The organism is Shinella sp. Sh6 (assembly GCF_055392685.1).
In genome coordinates this window covers 479,452-493,152 of record NZ_AP044005.1, presented here as the reverse complement: position 1 = coordinate 493,152, position 13,701 = coordinate 479,452, and the positions used below count along the sequence as shown (strand labels likewise).

14 protein-coding genes are annotated in these 13,701 nt (G+C 66.9%); 6 read left to right on the top strand and 8 right to left on the bottom strand.

The window, feature by feature from the left end:
• Positions 1 to 32 precede the first annotated feature (32 nt).
• The gene (locus ACZ5TO_RS02310; protein WP_464799391.1) at positions 33 to 521 is read right to left on the bottom strand and encodes an RrF2 family transcriptional regulator; all 489 of its coding nucleotides are present in this window, start codon (positions 519 to 521) and stop codon (positions 33 to 35) included.
• A 192-nt stretch (positions 522 to 713) separates the two neighbouring features.
• Here ACZ5TO_RS02310 and ACZ5TO_RS02305 point away from each other — a divergent pair, with 192 nt between their 5' ends.
• The gene (locus ACZ5TO_RS02305; RefSeq protein WP_464799390.1) at positions 714 to 2,201 is read left to right on the top strand and encodes an MDR family MFS transporter; all 1,488 of its coding nucleotides are present in this window, start codon (positions 714 to 716) and stop codon (positions 2,199 to 2,201) included.
• Between the two features lie 7 nt (positions 2,202 to 2,208).
• Here ACZ5TO_RS02305 and ACZ5TO_RS02300 read toward each other — a convergent pair whose 3' ends face one another.
• The 6 genes from ACZ5TO_RS02300 to gst all read right to left on the bottom strand — a co-directional run bounded on the left by ACZ5TO_RS02300 (position 2,209) and on the right by gst (position 7,863).
• Positions 2,209 to 3,750, bottom strand: coding sequence for a DHA2 family efflux MFS transporter permease subunit (locus ACZ5TO_RS02300; protein WP_184145048.1), 1,542 nt, complete (start codon positions 3,748 to 3,750; stop codon positions 2,209 to 2,211).
• A complete protein-coding gene (locus tag ACZ5TO_RS02295) occupies positions 3,743 to 4,963 on the bottom strand; it encodes an HlyD family secretion protein (protein ID WP_184145047.1) in 1,221 nt (406 codons plus the stop codon). Before ACZ5TO_RS02295 ends, ACZ5TO_RS02300 begins: the two co-directional genes overlap by 8 nt.
• The gene (locus tag ACZ5TO_RS02290; protein ID WP_184145046.1) at positions 4,956 to 5,417 is read right to left on the bottom strand and encodes a MarR family winged helix-turn-helix transcriptional regulator; all 462 of its coding nucleotides are present in this window, start codon (positions 5,415 to 5,417) and stop codon (positions 4,956 to 4,958) included. The genes ACZ5TO_RS02295 and ACZ5TO_RS02290 overlap by 8 nt, the downstream gene beginning before the upstream one ends.
• Positions 5,418 to 5,531: 114 nt before the next feature.
• Positions 5,532 to 6,665 (bottom strand): FUSC family protein, encoded by a 1,134-nt coding sequence (locus ACZ5TO_RS02285; protein WP_464799389.1) that lies wholly within the window; start codon positions 6,663 to 6,665, stop codon positions 5,532 to 5,534.
• Positions 6,662 to 7,135 (bottom strand): MarR family winged helix-turn-helix transcriptional regulator, encoded by a 474-nt coding sequence (locus ACZ5TO_RS02280; protein ID WP_464799388.1) that lies wholly within the window; start codon positions 7,133 to 7,135, stop codon positions 6,662 to 6,664. Before ACZ5TO_RS02280 ends, ACZ5TO_RS02285 begins: the two co-directional genes overlap by 4 nt.
• Before the next feature lie 122 nt (positions 7,136 to 7,257).
• A complete protein-coding gene (gene gst, locus ACZ5TO_RS02275) occupies positions 7,258 to 7,863 on the bottom strand; it encodes a glutathione transferase (protein ID WP_464799387.1) in 606 nt (201 codons plus the stop codon).
• A gap of 400 nt (positions 7,864 to 8,263) precedes the next feature.
• Between gst and ACZ5TO_RS02270 the strand changes: the two genes are divergently transcribed.
• The 4 genes from ACZ5TO_RS02270 to ACZ5TO_RS02255 all read left to right on the top strand — a co-directional run bounded on the left by ACZ5TO_RS02270 (position 8,264) and on the right by ACZ5TO_RS02255 (position 12,054).
• Positions 8,264 to 9,715: an NCS1 family nucleobase:cation symporter-1 gene (locus ACZ5TO_RS02270; protein ID WP_184145042.1), complete on the top strand. Its 1,452-nt coding sequence runs from the start codon at positions 8,264 to 8,266 to the stop codon at positions 9,713 to 9,715.
• 132 nt (positions 9,716 to 9,847) lie between these two features.
• The gene (locus ACZ5TO_RS02265; protein WP_464799386.1) at positions 9,848 to 10,222 is read left to right on the top strand and encodes a CidA/LrgA family protein; all 375 of its coding nucleotides are present in this window, start codon (positions 9,848 to 9,850) and stop codon (positions 10,220 to 10,222) included.
• On the top strand, positions 10,215 to 10,913 hold the full coding sequence (locus tag ACZ5TO_RS02260; RefSeq protein ID WP_184145040.1) for an LrgB family protein: 699 nt from the start codon (positions 10,215 to 10,217) through the stop codon (positions 10,911 to 10,913). Before ACZ5TO_RS02265 ends, ACZ5TO_RS02260 begins: the two co-directional genes overlap by 8 nt.
• 85 nt (positions 10,914 to 10,998) lie before the next feature.
• On the top strand, positions 10,999 to 12,054 hold the full coding sequence (locus ACZ5TO_RS02255; RefSeq protein WP_464799385.1) for a diguanylate cyclase domain-containing protein: 1,056 nt from the start codon (positions 10,999 to 11,001) through the stop codon (positions 12,052 to 12,054).
• 67 nt (positions 12,055 to 12,121) lie between these two features.
• Here the strand turns inward: ACZ5TO_RS02255 and ACZ5TO_RS02250 are convergent, their stop codons facing one another.
• The gene (locus tag ACZ5TO_RS02250) at positions 12,122 to 12,901 is read right to left on the bottom strand and encodes a GGDEF domain-containing protein (RefSeq protein ID WP_464799384.1); all 780 of its coding nucleotides are present in this window, start codon (positions 12,899 to 12,901) and stop codon (positions 12,122 to 12,124) included.
• Between the two features lie 138 nt (positions 12,902 to 13,039).
• Between ACZ5TO_RS02250 and ACZ5TO_RS02245 the strand changes: the two genes are divergently transcribed.
• A complete protein-coding gene (locus tag ACZ5TO_RS02245; protein WP_184145037.1) occupies positions 13,040 to 13,672 on the top strand; it encodes a L,D-transpeptidase in 633 nt (210 codons plus the stop codon).
• The last annotated feature ends 29 nt before the right edge of the window (positions 13,673 to 13,701 follow it).

Genomic DNA, 13,701 nt, shown 5'->3' with positions numbered 1-13,701 from the left:
CCCGAAAATAGCGGGCAGCCCGGGTCGGCGGCTCAGCCGACCCGCTTCATCACCCATTCGAAGCTCTCCCGCCAGAGCGCCGGCGGAACGTCCTTCTCCAGGCTTTGCACGAGCATGGCGAGCGTGACGGCGCGCAGGCTCGCCCGCCATGCTTCGTCCGCATCCCACATGATGCGGGCGATGGCGCAGGGACCCGCATCGCAATAGCCTTCCGGCCGGCACGGATTGTTGGCGCGGATGTTGTTGCAGACGAAGGTGCGCTCCTTGCCCTCCACCGCCTCGACCACGTCGAGGAAGGTGATCTCGGCCGGCGGGCGCGACAGCCGGTAGCCGCCGCTCGGCCCCAGCGTCGAATCCACCAGCCGCGCCTGCGAAAGGCTCTGCAGCGCCTTGGAGAGGTATTCCTTCGGCAGCCCGTGGAACTCGGCAAGCGCCTTGGTGGAAAGGTAGCGGCCGTCCGGAAGTCCGGCGAGAATGGCGCAACAGTGCAGCGCCCATTCGACTTGGCTCTTGAGGATCATTCAACCTTGCCCATCCAATAAGGATAAACGATATCCGTATTGGAAAGCCCTGTAAACGGACAATTCCCCGTTACGGGGGCGCAAGCCCGCCTGGCGGGCAGAAAAGAGGCGTGACGCGGGTTGATTATCTTGATACCTGCCCATCTCACCTCCTGTGCGCAATGCGCAACACCTGCAATCGGACCCAAGCGAATGGATGAGACACCCCGTGTGAACGGACCCGCGGCGACGGCCTTCGCCCTGTCGGACCCGGAGAAGAACGTCATCATAGGCGGCGTTCTCCTGTCCATGCTGCTGGCCGCGCTCGACCAGACCATCGTGGCGCCCGCCATGCCGACCATCGGCAAGGCGCTCGGCCATGCCGACTACCTGCCCTGGGTCGTGACGGGCTATCTCCTGACCGCGACGGCCATGGCGCCGCTCTACGGCAAGATATCCGACGTCTACGGGCGCCGCTCGACCATCTTCGCGGCCATCATCATCTTCCTCGCCGGCTCGCTGGTGAGCGCGCTCGCGCCCAACATGCTGACGCTCATCATCGGCCGCGCGGTGCAGGGTCTTGGCGGCGGCGGGCTGTTCGCGCTGTCGCAGACGGTGATCGGCGACCTCGTGCCGCCGCGCGAGCGGGCGCGCTATGCCGCTTGGATCTCCGGCACCTGGGCCGTGGCGAGCGTCGCCGGGCCGCTGCTGGGCGGCACCTTCGCCGAGCATCTCCACTGGTCGCTGATCTTCTGGATCAACATTCCGCTGGGGCTTGCGGCGCTGGCGATCATCAACAACCCGCTGAAGAAGCTGCCGGCCGTCGCGCGCTCGCACAGCATCGACGGCGCGGGCGCGGCCCTGCTGGTGACCGCCACCGCGCTCCTGCTGCTCGCCCTCAACTGGGGCGGCAGCCGCTACGACTGGCTGTCGCCCGCCATTCTCGGCCTGCTCGGCTGCTCGGCCATCTTCTGGCTTCTCTTCGCCTTCCGCCTGCGCCACGCCGACGAGCCGCTGATCTCGCTGGAAGTGCTCGGCAATCCCATCGTGCGCTACGGCACGCTCGCCATGTTCATGGGGCAGACGGCCGGTATCGGCCTCTCGGTCTATATCCCGGTCTACGGGCAAGCGTTCCACGGGCTTACGGCCGGCAGTTCCGGCTTCGTCATGCTCGGCCTGCTGCTCGGCACCGTGTTCGGCGCCACGACCAGCGGGCGGACGATCCCGCATGTCACCCACTATAAGCGGCTCGCCGTCGCCGGCGGCCTCTTCAGCGTGCTTTGCCTGATCGCGCTGGCCTTCCTTTCGGGGCGGACGTCGCTGTTCTCGCTGGAGCTCCTGATCTTCGGCACCGGCTTCGGCTCGGGCATGACGTTCCCGGTCGCCACCGTCTCGGTGCAGAACGCGGTGGACCAGGCCCATCTCGGCGTCGCCACCGGGGCCCTCACCTTCCTGCGCTCGCTCGGCGGCGCCCTCAGCGTGGCGCTGCTCGGCGCCATCGCGCTCGGCAACGGCCTGCCGCTCGGCGGCGAGCACCTGACGGCGGCGGCCATCGGGGCCAGCGCCGCCTCGGCAACGGCCTTCACCTATATCTTCATCGCCTGCGCCGCCTCGACGGCGGTGGCGCTCGTGCTCTTCCAGCTCATGCCGGAAAAGCCGCTGCGCGGCCGCGAGACCGAGATCCCGCCGATCATGGAGTGACGCGGCGTCACTCCATCACGGCACTGTGGTCCATCGCCGGCGCCGCCTGCGGTTTCTTCAAGAGAAGGACGAGCGGCATGACGGCAAGCGACATCAGCATCAGCAGCTTGAAATCGTCCATATAGGCGATGATCGTCGATTGCAGCGTGATGACGTCGTTGAGCGCGGCGCGCCCGGCCGCCGTCAGCGGGCTGAGGCCCTGCGCCGCCACCGCGTCGAAGGCGCGGTTGAACGGCGTCACATAGGCGGCGATGGACTCGTGGTTGCTCTGCGTGTTCTCGACGATCAGCGCCGTCACCACGGAGATGCCGACGGACGAGCCGATGTTGCGCGAGAGGTTGTAGAGGCCGGTGCCGTCCCCGCGCATGTGGGCGGGAAGGGTCGAGAAGGCCATCGTCGTCAGCGGCACGAAGAGGAAGCCGAGCCCGGCGCCCTGGATGAAGCCGACCGAGACGATCGTCCATTGCGAGATGTCCGGCGTCCAACTCGTCATGTCGTACATCGCCCAGGCGGTGAGCCCGAGGCCGAGCGCCAGCAGCCAGCGGGAATCCACCTTGCCGATCAGCCGCCCGACGATGAACATGCACAGCATCGTGCCGAGGCCGCGCGGCCCCATGACGATGCCCGCCGTTATCACCGGATAGCCCATCAGCGTCTGCAGATAGGGCGTCATCAGCGCCAGCGAGGCAAGGTAGGTGATGCCGATCACGAAGATGAAGATCATGCTGATCGTGAAGTTCTGGTCGAGGAAGAGCCTTGGATTGACGAAGGACTTCTCGCTCGTCAGCGTGTGCACCAGCAGGAGATAGAAGGCCGCGGCGCAGACGATCGCCTCGATCATGATCTCCCCGGAGGAGAACCAGTCGAGCTGCTCGCCGCGGTCGAGAAAGAGCTGGAGCGCGGCGATGAACAGGCTCATCAGGGCGAAGCCGAACCAGTCGAGCTTGGCCAGCGCATCCCGCTTGGTCTCGCCGACGAAGACGACGATGCCCATGAAGGCGAGCGCGCCGATCGGCACGTTGATGTAGAAGACCCAGCGCCAGCTTATGTTGTCCGTCAGCCAGCCGCCGAGCACCGGCCCGAGGACCGGGCCGACCATGACCGAGACGCCGAACAGCGCCATGGCCGAGCCGCGCTCCTCGACGGTGTAGATGTCGAGGAGAATGCTCTGCGACAGCGGCACGAGCGAGGCGCCGAACAGGCCCTGCAAGAGGCGGAAGGCGACGATCTGGTTCAGCGACTGCGCAAGCCCGCAGAGGACCGACGCGCCGACGAAGCCGGCGATCGCCGCCAGCAGCACGCGCTTGCGGCCGAACTTCGCCGCAAGGAAGCCCGACGGCGGCGTCATGATCGCGGCCGCCACGATATAGGAGGTCAGGACCCAGTTGATCTGGTCCGCCGAGGCGGAAACGCTGCCCTGGATATAGGGCAGCGCGACATTGGCGATGGTCGTGTCCAGCGCCTGCATGATGACGGCAAGGATGACGCAGGCGGTGATGGCGCCGCGATTGGCGACCGTCACCGCCGGGGAAGCGGCGGAACTAGCCATGGGTCTTGCCGGTGAAACGGTCCAGGAGGGACTGGAGGGAATCCGGCAGGCCGCGGGCGTGGCCGGTCTCGACATCGACGACGGTGCTCATGCCGACGCGCAGCGGCGGCTTGTCCGCGCTCTCCTCGATGCTGACGCGCATGGGAATGCGCTGGACGACCTTGACCCAGTTGCCGGTGGTGTTCTGCGCCGGCAGCAGCGAGAAGGACGAGCCGGAGGCAGGGCTGATGCTCTCGACCTTGCCCTTCCAGGTGACACCCGGATAGGCATCGACGGAGATGGTCGCCTCCTGGCCGGGCTTGACGTAGGTCAGCTCGGTCTCCTTGGGGCTCGCGGCGATCCACAGGTGATGGGTCGAGACCAGCGAGAAGGCCTGCTGCGAGGCCTGGAGGTAGGAGCCGACCTGCAGGGCGCTGACATTGGTCACGACGCCGTCGAAGGGCGCGCGCACGACGGTGTGGTCGAGCTCGCGCTCGGCATTGTCGACATCGGATTTCGCCTGGAGATAGAGCGGGTTCTGCTCGACCGGCTGGTCGGCGTCGCCGCCGAGCTGGGCGAGGGTCGCCGCCGCTTCCGCCTTGCTGACCGCCACCTTCTGCCGTGCGGCATCAAGGTTGTGCTTGGCCTCGTCATAGGCCGAGCGGGCCGCCCCGCCGTTCGTCACGAGGTTCTGCTGGCGGTCGAACTGCGCCTGGTAATAGGGCAGGTCCGCCTCGGCCTGGGTGATCTCGGCCAGCGACTGGCGGTAGCTCGCCTTCAGGTTCTCGATCTGGTTGCGCTGGATGCCGAGCTGGGCCTTGGCGCCGTCGAGCTTGATCCGGAACGCATCGGGCCGCAGGCTGAAGAGCTCCTGCCCGGCCTTGATCGTCTCGTTCTCGTGCACGTCGATGCGCTCGACGATGCCGGAGACGTCCGTGGCGATGCCCACCATGTCCGCCTGGATATAGGCGTTGTCGGTCGACATGACCTGCCCGCCGGTGACGTAATAGTAGCCGCCGACGACGAGGGCGACGGGCAGGAGGGCAAAGAGCACCGGGCGCGCAAGCGGGCGCCGGCGGCGCGGCCGGACGGCAACGGGTGTCGCTTCGGCGGCAGCGGCGGCGGAAACCGGGGACGGGGCCTCGGCAACGGTCTCCTGCAAATCGAGGGCTTCGCTCTCGTCGGCAGCGTTCTCATCATCGGAAATGACACGGAAATTGGGTTTGTCAGTCATGCTTTCGCTCTTGTTCGGCAATGGGGGCCTCGCACGCCAGCACGAGGTTGTTCTTGATCTCGGAAAGGACGGTGAAGGTTTCCTCCAGCCGTTCGTCCGCAATGTCCTTCAACGCCTCGGCGCGCGTCGCATCGGCCAGGGCGTGAATCTCGTCGAGGAGCGGGCGCACCTCTTCGCGCAGGTAGAGAAGCCAGATGCGCCGGTCGGTCGGATGGCGCCGGCGCTCGACGAAGCCGCGCTCGCCGAGCTTGTCGAGAACGCGCACCAGCGTGATCGGCTCGATTTCCAGGAGCTCCGCCAGTCCGCCCTGATGAATGCCCTCGTTCTTCGACAGGTAGGCGAGCGTGCGCCATTGCACGCGCGTCAGGCCGAGGCTCTGGGCCCGTTGCTCGAAGCGCTTGCGTACCAGGCGGCCGATATCGGCGAGGAGGGAGAGAGACTGTGTGGAACTCATAGATGCGATTATCATTAGCGCCCTAATAATATGGTTGTTTAGCACACAAAACCGGGCCGCGCAATATGCGCCGGCCCGGTTTCGTTCATCGGTTACTGGGAGGATAACGGCGGCTCAGCCCGTGCCGGCGGCGCGGCGCATCTGGTGGCCGGCAAGATGGCGGCGGTCGTCGAGGCTCGAGCAGACGACGGCAAGCGCAATGCCGATGGCCGCGCCGAGGAGCGTGTCGAGCACGCGTTCCGGCACCATCGCCAGCCCGGCGGCGTGTGGCGCGGCAAGGTAGCTCATGAGCAGCGCCATCGGCGTCACGAGGATCTGCCCCAGCGCATAGTTGGCGCCGATGATCATCTCGGTGGCGAATTGCAGGCCGGCGAGCAGCGCGATCACCGTAAAGAGCGAGGGCGCCTGCTGCAGGATCAGCCAGACGACGACGGCGCCGATCGCGGTCCCGAGCGTGCGCTGGAGGGCCCGGTTCATGCTGATGTGCAGGTGCGGGCCCTGCATGACGGCCATCGCCCCGAGAACCGCCCAGGCGGGATGGGCCGCGCCGAGGGCATGGGCGGCAAGGGCCGCGACCATGGAGCCGAGCGCGATGCGCAGGGCGGCAATCGCCCTGTGGCTTGCCGGCCGCAGCGGTTCGGGCGCAGGCACGCCCTCCCCGCCGGCCTTGCGGCGGAGGATTTCCGTGGCGCTGCAGATGAGCCAGGCCAATGCCGCGACGGCGGCGGTGGCGAGGGCGCGTTCGGCGACCTCCGCTCCCGGGACCGCATGCCCCATGGACGCGCCGGCCGCGAAGACGAAGATGAGAGCGCCCGGCGGGCCGAACCGGCCCGTGGCGACGACGAAGAAGAACAGGCCGGACAGAAATGCCAGCAGGAGAAGCTGGCCTACGACCGGCAGTCCCGACCACGCCGCCAGCGACATGACCAGCACGGCGGCAACCTGCCAGAAGGCGCATTGCAGCACGACGCGGCCCCGCCCGCCGCGCGGCGCGAAGCGGCCGAACAGGGCGACGAGCGCGCCCAGCGAGGCGAAGCCGATGAGATGCGGCCAGGGGGAGAGATGGACGAGCGGCAGCGCGACCAGGGCCGTGACGGCTGCCTGCAGCCCGGCAAGCGCCGAATTGCGCCAGGCCTGCTGGGCCGAGAGCGCCATGCTTTCGCGGAACTGCCGCGGCTGCAGCAGGTGGCGCGCGGCGTCGATCCGCCGGGCGGGAAATGCCGCGCTCGATGGGCCCTGCGCGCTCATTTCGACGCCTCCTTGCGGCGGCGCACCTGCATGGCGGCAAGGCGCTCCTCGATCCTCTTGAAATGCTGCAGCATGGCCGCGATGTCGGCGTCCGAAATATCGGCCAGCATCTCCTCCTCGCCCCTGGCCAGCTCCCGGCGGATCGCGGCGACCCGCTTCTCGCCGTCTTCGGTGAGGAAGATCAGCCGGGCACGGCTGTCGTTCTCGTCGACGCGCCGCTCCGCCAGCCCCTGCCGGCAGAGGATATCGAGCAGGCGCACGAGGCTGGAGCCGTCGATGCCGACCAGCGCGGCAAGCTCCTTCTGCGTCACGCCGCCGCCGGTTTCCTGAAGATGGATCAGCGGCGCCCAGGTGGCATCCGACAGGCCGGCCTCGGCAAGGCGCTCGTCGAGCGCACGCCGCCAGCGGCGGGCGAGCAGGGAGAAACGGATGCCGAAGCGGGCGCGGGGCGATGATGGTTTCGTGTTCATGAGGCGGTTAAACAGCAAAATGATTTGAATTGCAATTCAAATCATTTTGCTGTGCCGCGCTGTCTCCCCGCGCAAACAAAAAGGCCGGAGACTTGCGGTCCCCGGCCCCGTCGTTCCTTCTTTCAGAGAAGGTTCTCTTCCCTGAACGCGGCCTGCACCTTCGGCCGCGCCACGACGCGCTCGCGCAGCTTCAGCGCCTTCGGATAGGCGGACAGGTCGATCTTGAGGCTGACACCCCAGCCGATGACGACCGAGGCATAGGCGTCGGGCTGCGTGAATTCCGCGCCGAGCCAATAGGGCTGCCCTTCCGGCAGCATGGCTTCGAGCTGCCCCATGCGGCGGTTGATGTTGGCGAGAACGCCGGCCTTCGTCTCTTCGCCGAGGTTGGGCGCGAAGAGGCCGCTGAAGGCGGCATGGAGGTCCGAGCAGAAGCCGAGCGCTTCCTGAAGGCGCGCCCGCTCCAGCGAACCATAGGCCGGCTTGAAGGCCGCGATGTCGGAATGGTCGCCGATATATTGCAGGATCGCCGCGTTCTGGGTGACGACGACGCCCGGCTCGACCTCGAGCGCGGGAACCGCACCGCGCGGATTGATCGCGAGGTAATCGGCCTGGTGCTCCGTCTTCTTCGTCTTCAGGTCGACGGCTTCCAGATCATAGGCAAGACCGGATTCGCTCAGGACGATATGCGGCGCGAGCGAGCAGGCGCCGGGCTTATAGTACAATTTCACGGAAGTCTCCTATCGGGTCATGACGGCCGGCTTCTATCAAGTCCCGCACGCCCGGCAACGCGGATACCTACACTTCTTCGTGTAGACGGCCGCCGTCTCGCGGTGCCGAAACCCGCGGAAAGGCGGCGGCCGGAGGCAATTACCCCGGTTTTCCACGAAAGATCTTACTCCTAAAATTGAAAGTCTTGTTCGCTTTCAACGAAAGCCTCCCCATGGCGGGCAAGGGGGCGTCCATTGCAACCATATGTTTTCGTTCGCCATTCAATCTGCAAAAAGGCAAAAATCCGGCCCGCTTCTCAACGCGCGGCGCGCGGCGGGAAGCGCGGGCGAGATTGACACCTCACGGCCGCGGGCTCACCTTCCGCGCCATAGTGTTCAACACGTCAGGGAGGGGACAAGGATGACGCTACCACTCGATGCATCGCCACAACTGTACAACGAGGACCTCGCGCCCGCGAAAGTGCGCAACTGGGGGGCCTTCTCGATCTTCAACGTCTGGACGTCGGACGTGCACAGCCTGTGGGGCTACTACCTCGCCGCCAGCCTGTTCCTGTTCTGCGGGAGCTTCCTGAACTTCATCGTGGCCATCGGCATCGGCTCGCTGATCATCTTCGCCCTGATGCACATGGTCGGCCTTGCCGGCGTGCGCACGGGCGTGCCCTTCCCGGTCCTCGCCCGCGCCTCCTTCGGCATCTGGGGCGCGAACTTCCCGGCGCTGGTGCGCGCCATCGTCGCCTGCTTCTGGTACGGCGCGCAGACGGCGGCCGCCTCGGGCGCCATCGTCGCGCTGCTCATCCGCAACGAAAGCATCCTGCAGTTCCACCAGTCGAGCCACATGCTCGGCCATTCGACGCTGGAGCTCATCTGCTACATCATCGTATGGGCCCTGCAGCTCCTGATCATCCAGAACGGCATGGAGACGGTGCGCAAGTTCCAGGACTGGGCGGGGCCGGCCGTCTGGATCATGATGCTGCTTCTCGCCGTCTATCTCGTCGTCAAGTCCGGCGGCTTCTCCTTCAGCCACACGATTCCGATGGACGTGCTGCTCGACAAGACCAAGGACGCGGGCGTGCCGGGCACGCCGGGATCGTTCGCCGCGCTCACGGCGGTCGCCGCGATCTGGGTCACCTATTTCTCGGCGCTCTACCTCAACTTCTGCGACTTCTCGCGCTATTGCCCGAGCGAACGGTCGCTGACGGTCGGCAACCTGTGGGGCCTGCCGGTCAACCTCGTGCTGTTCTCGCTGGTCGCCGGCGTCACCACCATCGCCGCCTACAACGTCTACGGCGAAGTGCTGCTCTACCCCGACCAGATCTCGGCCAAGTTCGACAGCGTCTTCCTGGCGCTGCTTGCCGCGGTGACCTTCGCGGTGGCAACGCTCGGCATCAACGTCGTCGCCAACTTCGTCTCGCCGGCCTTCGACTTCGCCAACGTCTTCCCCAAGCACATCGACTTCAAGAAGGGCGGCTACATCGCGGCGCTGATCGCGCTCGTGCTCTACCCCTTCGCCCCGTGGGAAGGCGGCGCGGCGCACTTCGTCAACATGGTCGGCAACACGATGGGCCCGATCTTCGGCGTGATGATGGTCGACTACTACCTCATCCGCAAAGGCCGGGTGAACGTCGAGGCGCTCTACCGGGAAGACGGTGAGTTCCGCTTCGAGAACGGCTGGCACGTCAACGCGCTGATCGCCGCCGGCATCGGCATCGTCTTCTCCTCGATCCTGCCGGGCCTGACGTCCATCATGCCGTCGTGGTGGGGCGTCTACGGCTGGTTCTTCGGCGTCGCCATCGCAGGCGTGATCTATTACGGCCTGCGCACCGCCAAGATGGGCAAGCCCCTGCCGGCCTGACCGGCCGCAGGGCAACCGCCGACAACCGAGGCCCCGGATGCATCGCAGCCGGGGCCTTTCCACAGGCTCATGTTCCCTCTCCCGCTTTCCGTGAAAAAAGGCATAGTGAGCGGCCCAGCCACGGAGGTGCGGATGCTCGTTGGAATCACCATCCTTCTCGTCTTTCAGTTGATCGGCGAAACCGCCGCCTATTTCCTCGGCGGCTTCGTGCCCGGGCCGGTCATCGGCATGGCGATGGTGGCCGTGGCGCTCGTGGCGACCGGCGGCGTGGCGTCGCTGCAGCCCGCCCACCGGCAGACCCTCGAAACCTCGCGGGCGATCCTGGCCAATCTCGGCATCCTCTTCGTGCCGGCCGGCGTCGGCATCATCCAGCACTTCGACCTCATCCGCGACCGGGGCCTGGCGCTTCTTGCGATCATCGTCCTGTCGACGGTGATCACGCTGGCGGTGACGGTCTGGGCCTTCCTCCTCGTCAAGCGGCTGACCGGAGGTTCTGCCGATGAATAGCGGTCTCTGGGTCTATCTCGCCACCTCGCCCCTCCTCTGGCTCGCCGGCACGCTGGTCGTGTGGCTCGCCGCCACGCGCATCGCCGCGCTCAGCCCCGGCAATCCGCTGCTCAACCCGATCATGCTGTCGATCGCCGCCATCGCCGCGGTGCTTCTTCTTTCCGGCGTCCAGTACGGCACCTATTTCGAGGGCGCGCAGTTCATCCATTTCCTGCTGGGGCCGGCGACCGTCGCGCTCGGCATTCCGCTTTACGAAAAGCTCGCGCTGGTGAAGACCAACCTTCTGCCGATGCTCGCCGCGCTCATCGCCGGCAGCCTTGCGGCCGTCGGCTCCACCGTCTTCCTCAGCCACCTCTTCGGCTTCTCGCCCTCGGTCGTCGCCTCGCTCGCGCCGAAATCCACCACGGCGGCCGTCGCCATGGCCATCTCCTCGGGCCTTGACGGCGATCCGGCGCTGACGGCGGCGGTCGTCGTCCTCACCGGCATCTGCGGGGCCATCGTCGTCACGCCGATGATGAACGCCATGCGCATCAGGGACTACAGCGCCCGCGGCTTTGCCGCCGGCCTTGCCTCGCACGGCATCGGCACCGCGCGCGCCTATTCCGTCGATCCGGTGGCGGGTCTCTTCTCCGGCATCGCGATGGGGCTCAACGCCGTCCTCACCTCCCTCATCGTCCACCTCTTTCTCTAGGCGGAGGCCGGCCGCTTCTCACCGGCGGTTAACGATTTCACGATAGGAATTGACAAAAGGAAGCCTCAGCACGTCGGTGGCGAATATGGGAAACCCAGCAGAAGACGCGGAACGGGACGTTCTCCAGCCCGTTTGCGATCTGGCTTCGGCGCCGCAATCCACGCTCTATTCCCTGTTGGGCCGCCTGCGCGCCGCCCTCACGGGCCCGTCCGACACGAAGGCCATCGGCCAATTGCAGCGGCAGGTCGAGCATCAGGCAGCACTCCTGCGCCGGGCCGAGGCGGCGCTTGCCGGCGTCGACATCTTCGAGCGCGCCTCCGCGGCCGCCCGCATGGGCATGTGGCAATGCGAGCTGCCCGGCGAGCGGCTTACCTGGAGCGGCGGGACCTACGACATCTTCGGCGTCCGGCACAGCCACGGCCTCGTGCGCAGCGACATCCTGAAAAGCTATTCGGAGGAATCGCTCGCCCGCCTGCAGAAGGTGCGGGGCGGCGCCATCGCGGCCGGGGCCGGCTTCCGGCTCGATGCCGAGATCCGCAGCGCCGAATTCGGCACGCGCTGGATCCGGATATCCGCCACCGTCGAGCGGCGGAACGGCGAGCCGGTCCGCCTTTTCGGCGTCAAGCAGGACATCACCGAGGAACGGACGGTGTTCGAGCACATGCGCCAGCTTGCCGAACACGACGTGATGACAGGCCTTGCCAACCGCACGCAGTTCCAGGTGCGGCTCGCCGACCTCTGCGAGACGGGCGGCGCGCTGATGCTCATCGACCTCGACGGGTTCAAGGAGATCAACGATACGCTCGGCCACGCCTTCGGCGACGAATGCCTGATCGAGTTCACCCGCCGGCTTTCGGCGACCTGCGCCTCGGCCGACCTGATCGCCCGGATCGGCGGCGACGAGTTCGCGGTGCTCTTCGGCCCCTCCGCGGACCTGCGGACGGTCGAGCGCAGCGCGCAGCGCGTGGTCGAGGCGGCAAGGGCGCCGATGACCTGCTCGGGGCGCGTCTTCACCATCAGCGCCTCCCTCGGCATCGCCTTTGCCGGAGAGGAGACGCCGGACGCCCTCTTCATGCGGGCGGACCTCGCGCTCTACGCCGCCAAGGCCGCCGGCGGCGACACGTTCCAGCGATCCGCCTGACGGCGCTGCGGCCGGGGCGGATATCCAGCCCGGCCGCATATGGTCCAATGTCGGGAGTTGAGGCGGGCTACTGGAGCTTCGCCGCGCCTTCCTGCGGCCAGCCGCCCATCGAGGCGTAGCGGATCCAGTCCTCGCCGCGGGTCGTTTCCAGCGTGTCGGCGGCCGTCTTCAGGAGATCGTCGAACTTCGCCTGGTCGGCGAGGATCACCGCGCCGGCCCGGATCGACAGGGGATAGCGCACGCCGGCCGGGAAGAAATCGAGGCCGGTGACATTGTCGTGGATGCGGTTGGCGACGCCCCTGGCATCCGCCTCTCCCGCGCCCGGCAGGAAGACGCCGAACTGGTTGCCGGAGATGCGGCCGACGATATCGCCCTGGCGGACGGTGCCGCGGATCGCGGCGGCGACCCGGGCAAGCGCCTCGTTGCCCCAGCTATAGCCGAAGCGGCCGTTGACCACCGGGATATCGTCGAGATGGATGAGGAGGATGGTGCCGCGGGTGGCGCCGTCCTCGACGGTGCGGCGGCCGGCATAGGTATCGACGAGCGCCGAGAAGGTGGGCTCGTTGAGGCAGGCCGTCAGCCCGTCGCGCTGGCCGAGGCGCTGGACTTCCCGGCGCAGGAGCTCGACCCGGCTCGCCATGCGGCTGCAGACGTAAAGGAGCGGCAGCGCGACGACGAGGGCCGCAACGCCGGCAAGGATGGTGCTGCCCGTCACGGATGCCGTGGGCGAAACCGCATTGGCGATGGCGGAGACGGCAAGCCCCAGCCCGAGCGCGGCCGCGCCGCCGCCGGCCAGCCATGTGGCCGTGGTTCCTCGCGGGGAAAAGGTTTCCTGCAGATCTCGCATGCCCATCGTCCGTCTCTCTCCGATGTCCCTGTATTGGCGAGAGCTATAAGGCAGGGGGGTAAAACCGCGGTTTCCGATACCTGTCGAATTCTAGCAATAAGCGATATAAATCGGGCCAGTTCAACGGAGAGCCCTTCCATGCCGGCGTTTCGGTCTCGTCTTTCGCCCGGTCGCCTTGCGATCCTTTCCGCCCTGCCGGCCCTGCTGCTCGCCTTTCCCGCCCCAGCGGAACAGACGGTCCGCCAGTTCGACGCGAGGGCCGGCAAATGGGTCGTGCGGCGCATCGACAACGCCAGGCTCGCCGGGCGCCTGAACGCCGCGCCGATCGCAGCGCGGAACGTCGCCTATGCCGGGGAATTCAAGGCCGGCACCGTTATCGTCGATACGCAGAAGCGGCGTCTCTTCTACGTCAACGGGAACGGCACCGCGCGCGAATACGTGATCGGCGTCGGCCGCGAGGGCTTTGCCTGGAAAGGGCGCGAGAGGATCAGCCGCAAGGCGGAATGGCCCGTCTGGACGCCGCCGGCCGAGATGGTGAGCCGGGAGGCGGCGAAGGGGCGGATATTGCCGGCATCGATGGAGGGCGGCCCGGAAAATCCCCTCGGGGCGCGGGCGATCTACCTCGGCGACACCCTCTACCGCATCCATGGAACCAACGAACCGTGGACACTCGGCAAGGCCGTATCCTCGGGTTGCATCCGGATGGCCAATGACGATGTGGTCGAACTGTTCGATAAAGTGGATGTCGGAAGCCTCGTCGTCGTGCGGTAATACGCGGGAAAATGTGGCAGAATCGCCAC

Excerpts from the sequence above, each read along its gene's own strand:
- ACZ5TO_RS02310 (WP_464799391.1), bottom strand. The coding sequence starts at position 521 with ATGATCCTCAAGAGCCAAGTCGAATGGGCGCTGCACTGTTGCGCCATT.
- ACZ5TO_RS02305 (WP_464799390.1), top strand. The coding sequence starts at position 714 with ATGGATGAGACACCCCGTGTGAACGGACCCGCGGCGACGGCCTTCGCC.
- ACZ5TO_RS02300 (WP_184145048.1), bottom strand. The coding sequence starts at position 3,750 with ATGGCTAGTTCCGCCGCTTCCCCGGCGGTGACGGTCGCCAATCGCGGC.
- ACZ5TO_RS02295 (WP_184145047.1), bottom strand. The coding sequence starts at position 4,963 with ATGACTGACAAACCCAATTTCCGTGTCATTTCCGATGATGAGAACGCT.
- ACZ5TO_RS02290 (WP_184145046.1), bottom strand. The coding sequence starts at position 5,417 with ATGAGTTCCACACAGTCTCTCTCCCTCCTCGCCGATATCGGCCGCCTG.
- ACZ5TO_RS02285 (WP_464799389.1), bottom strand. The coding sequence starts at position 6,665 with ATGAGCGCGCAGGGCCCATCGAGCGCGGCATTTCCCGCCCGGCGGATC.
- ACZ5TO_RS02280 (WP_464799388.1), bottom strand. The coding sequence starts at position 7,135 with ATGAACACGAAACCATCATCGCCCCGCGCCCGCTTCGGCATCCGTTTC.
- ACZ5TO_RS02270 (WP_184145042.1), top strand. The coding sequence starts at position 8,264 with ATGACGCTACCACTCGATGCATCGCCACAACTGTACAACGAGGACCTC.
- ACZ5TO_RS02265 (WP_464799386.1), top strand. The coding sequence starts at position 9,848 with ATGCTCGTTGGAATCACCATCCTTCTCGTCTTTCAGTTGATCGGCGAA.
- ACZ5TO_RS02260 (WP_184145040.1), top strand. The coding sequence starts at position 10,215 with ATGAATAGCGGTCTCTGGGTCTATCTCGCCACCTCGCCCCTCCTCTGG.
- ACZ5TO_RS02255 (WP_464799385.1), top strand. The coding sequence starts at position 10,999 with ATGGGAAACCCAGCAGAAGACGCGGAACGGGACGTTCTCCAGCCCGTT.
- ACZ5TO_RS02250 (WP_464799384.1), bottom strand. The coding sequence starts at position 12,901 with ATGCGAGATCTGCAGGAAACCTTTTCCCCGCGAGGAACCACGGCCACA.
- ACZ5TO_RS02245 (WP_184145037.1), top strand. The coding sequence starts at position 13,040 with ATGCCGGCGTTTCGGTCTCGTCTTTCGCCCGGTCGCCTTGCGATCCTT.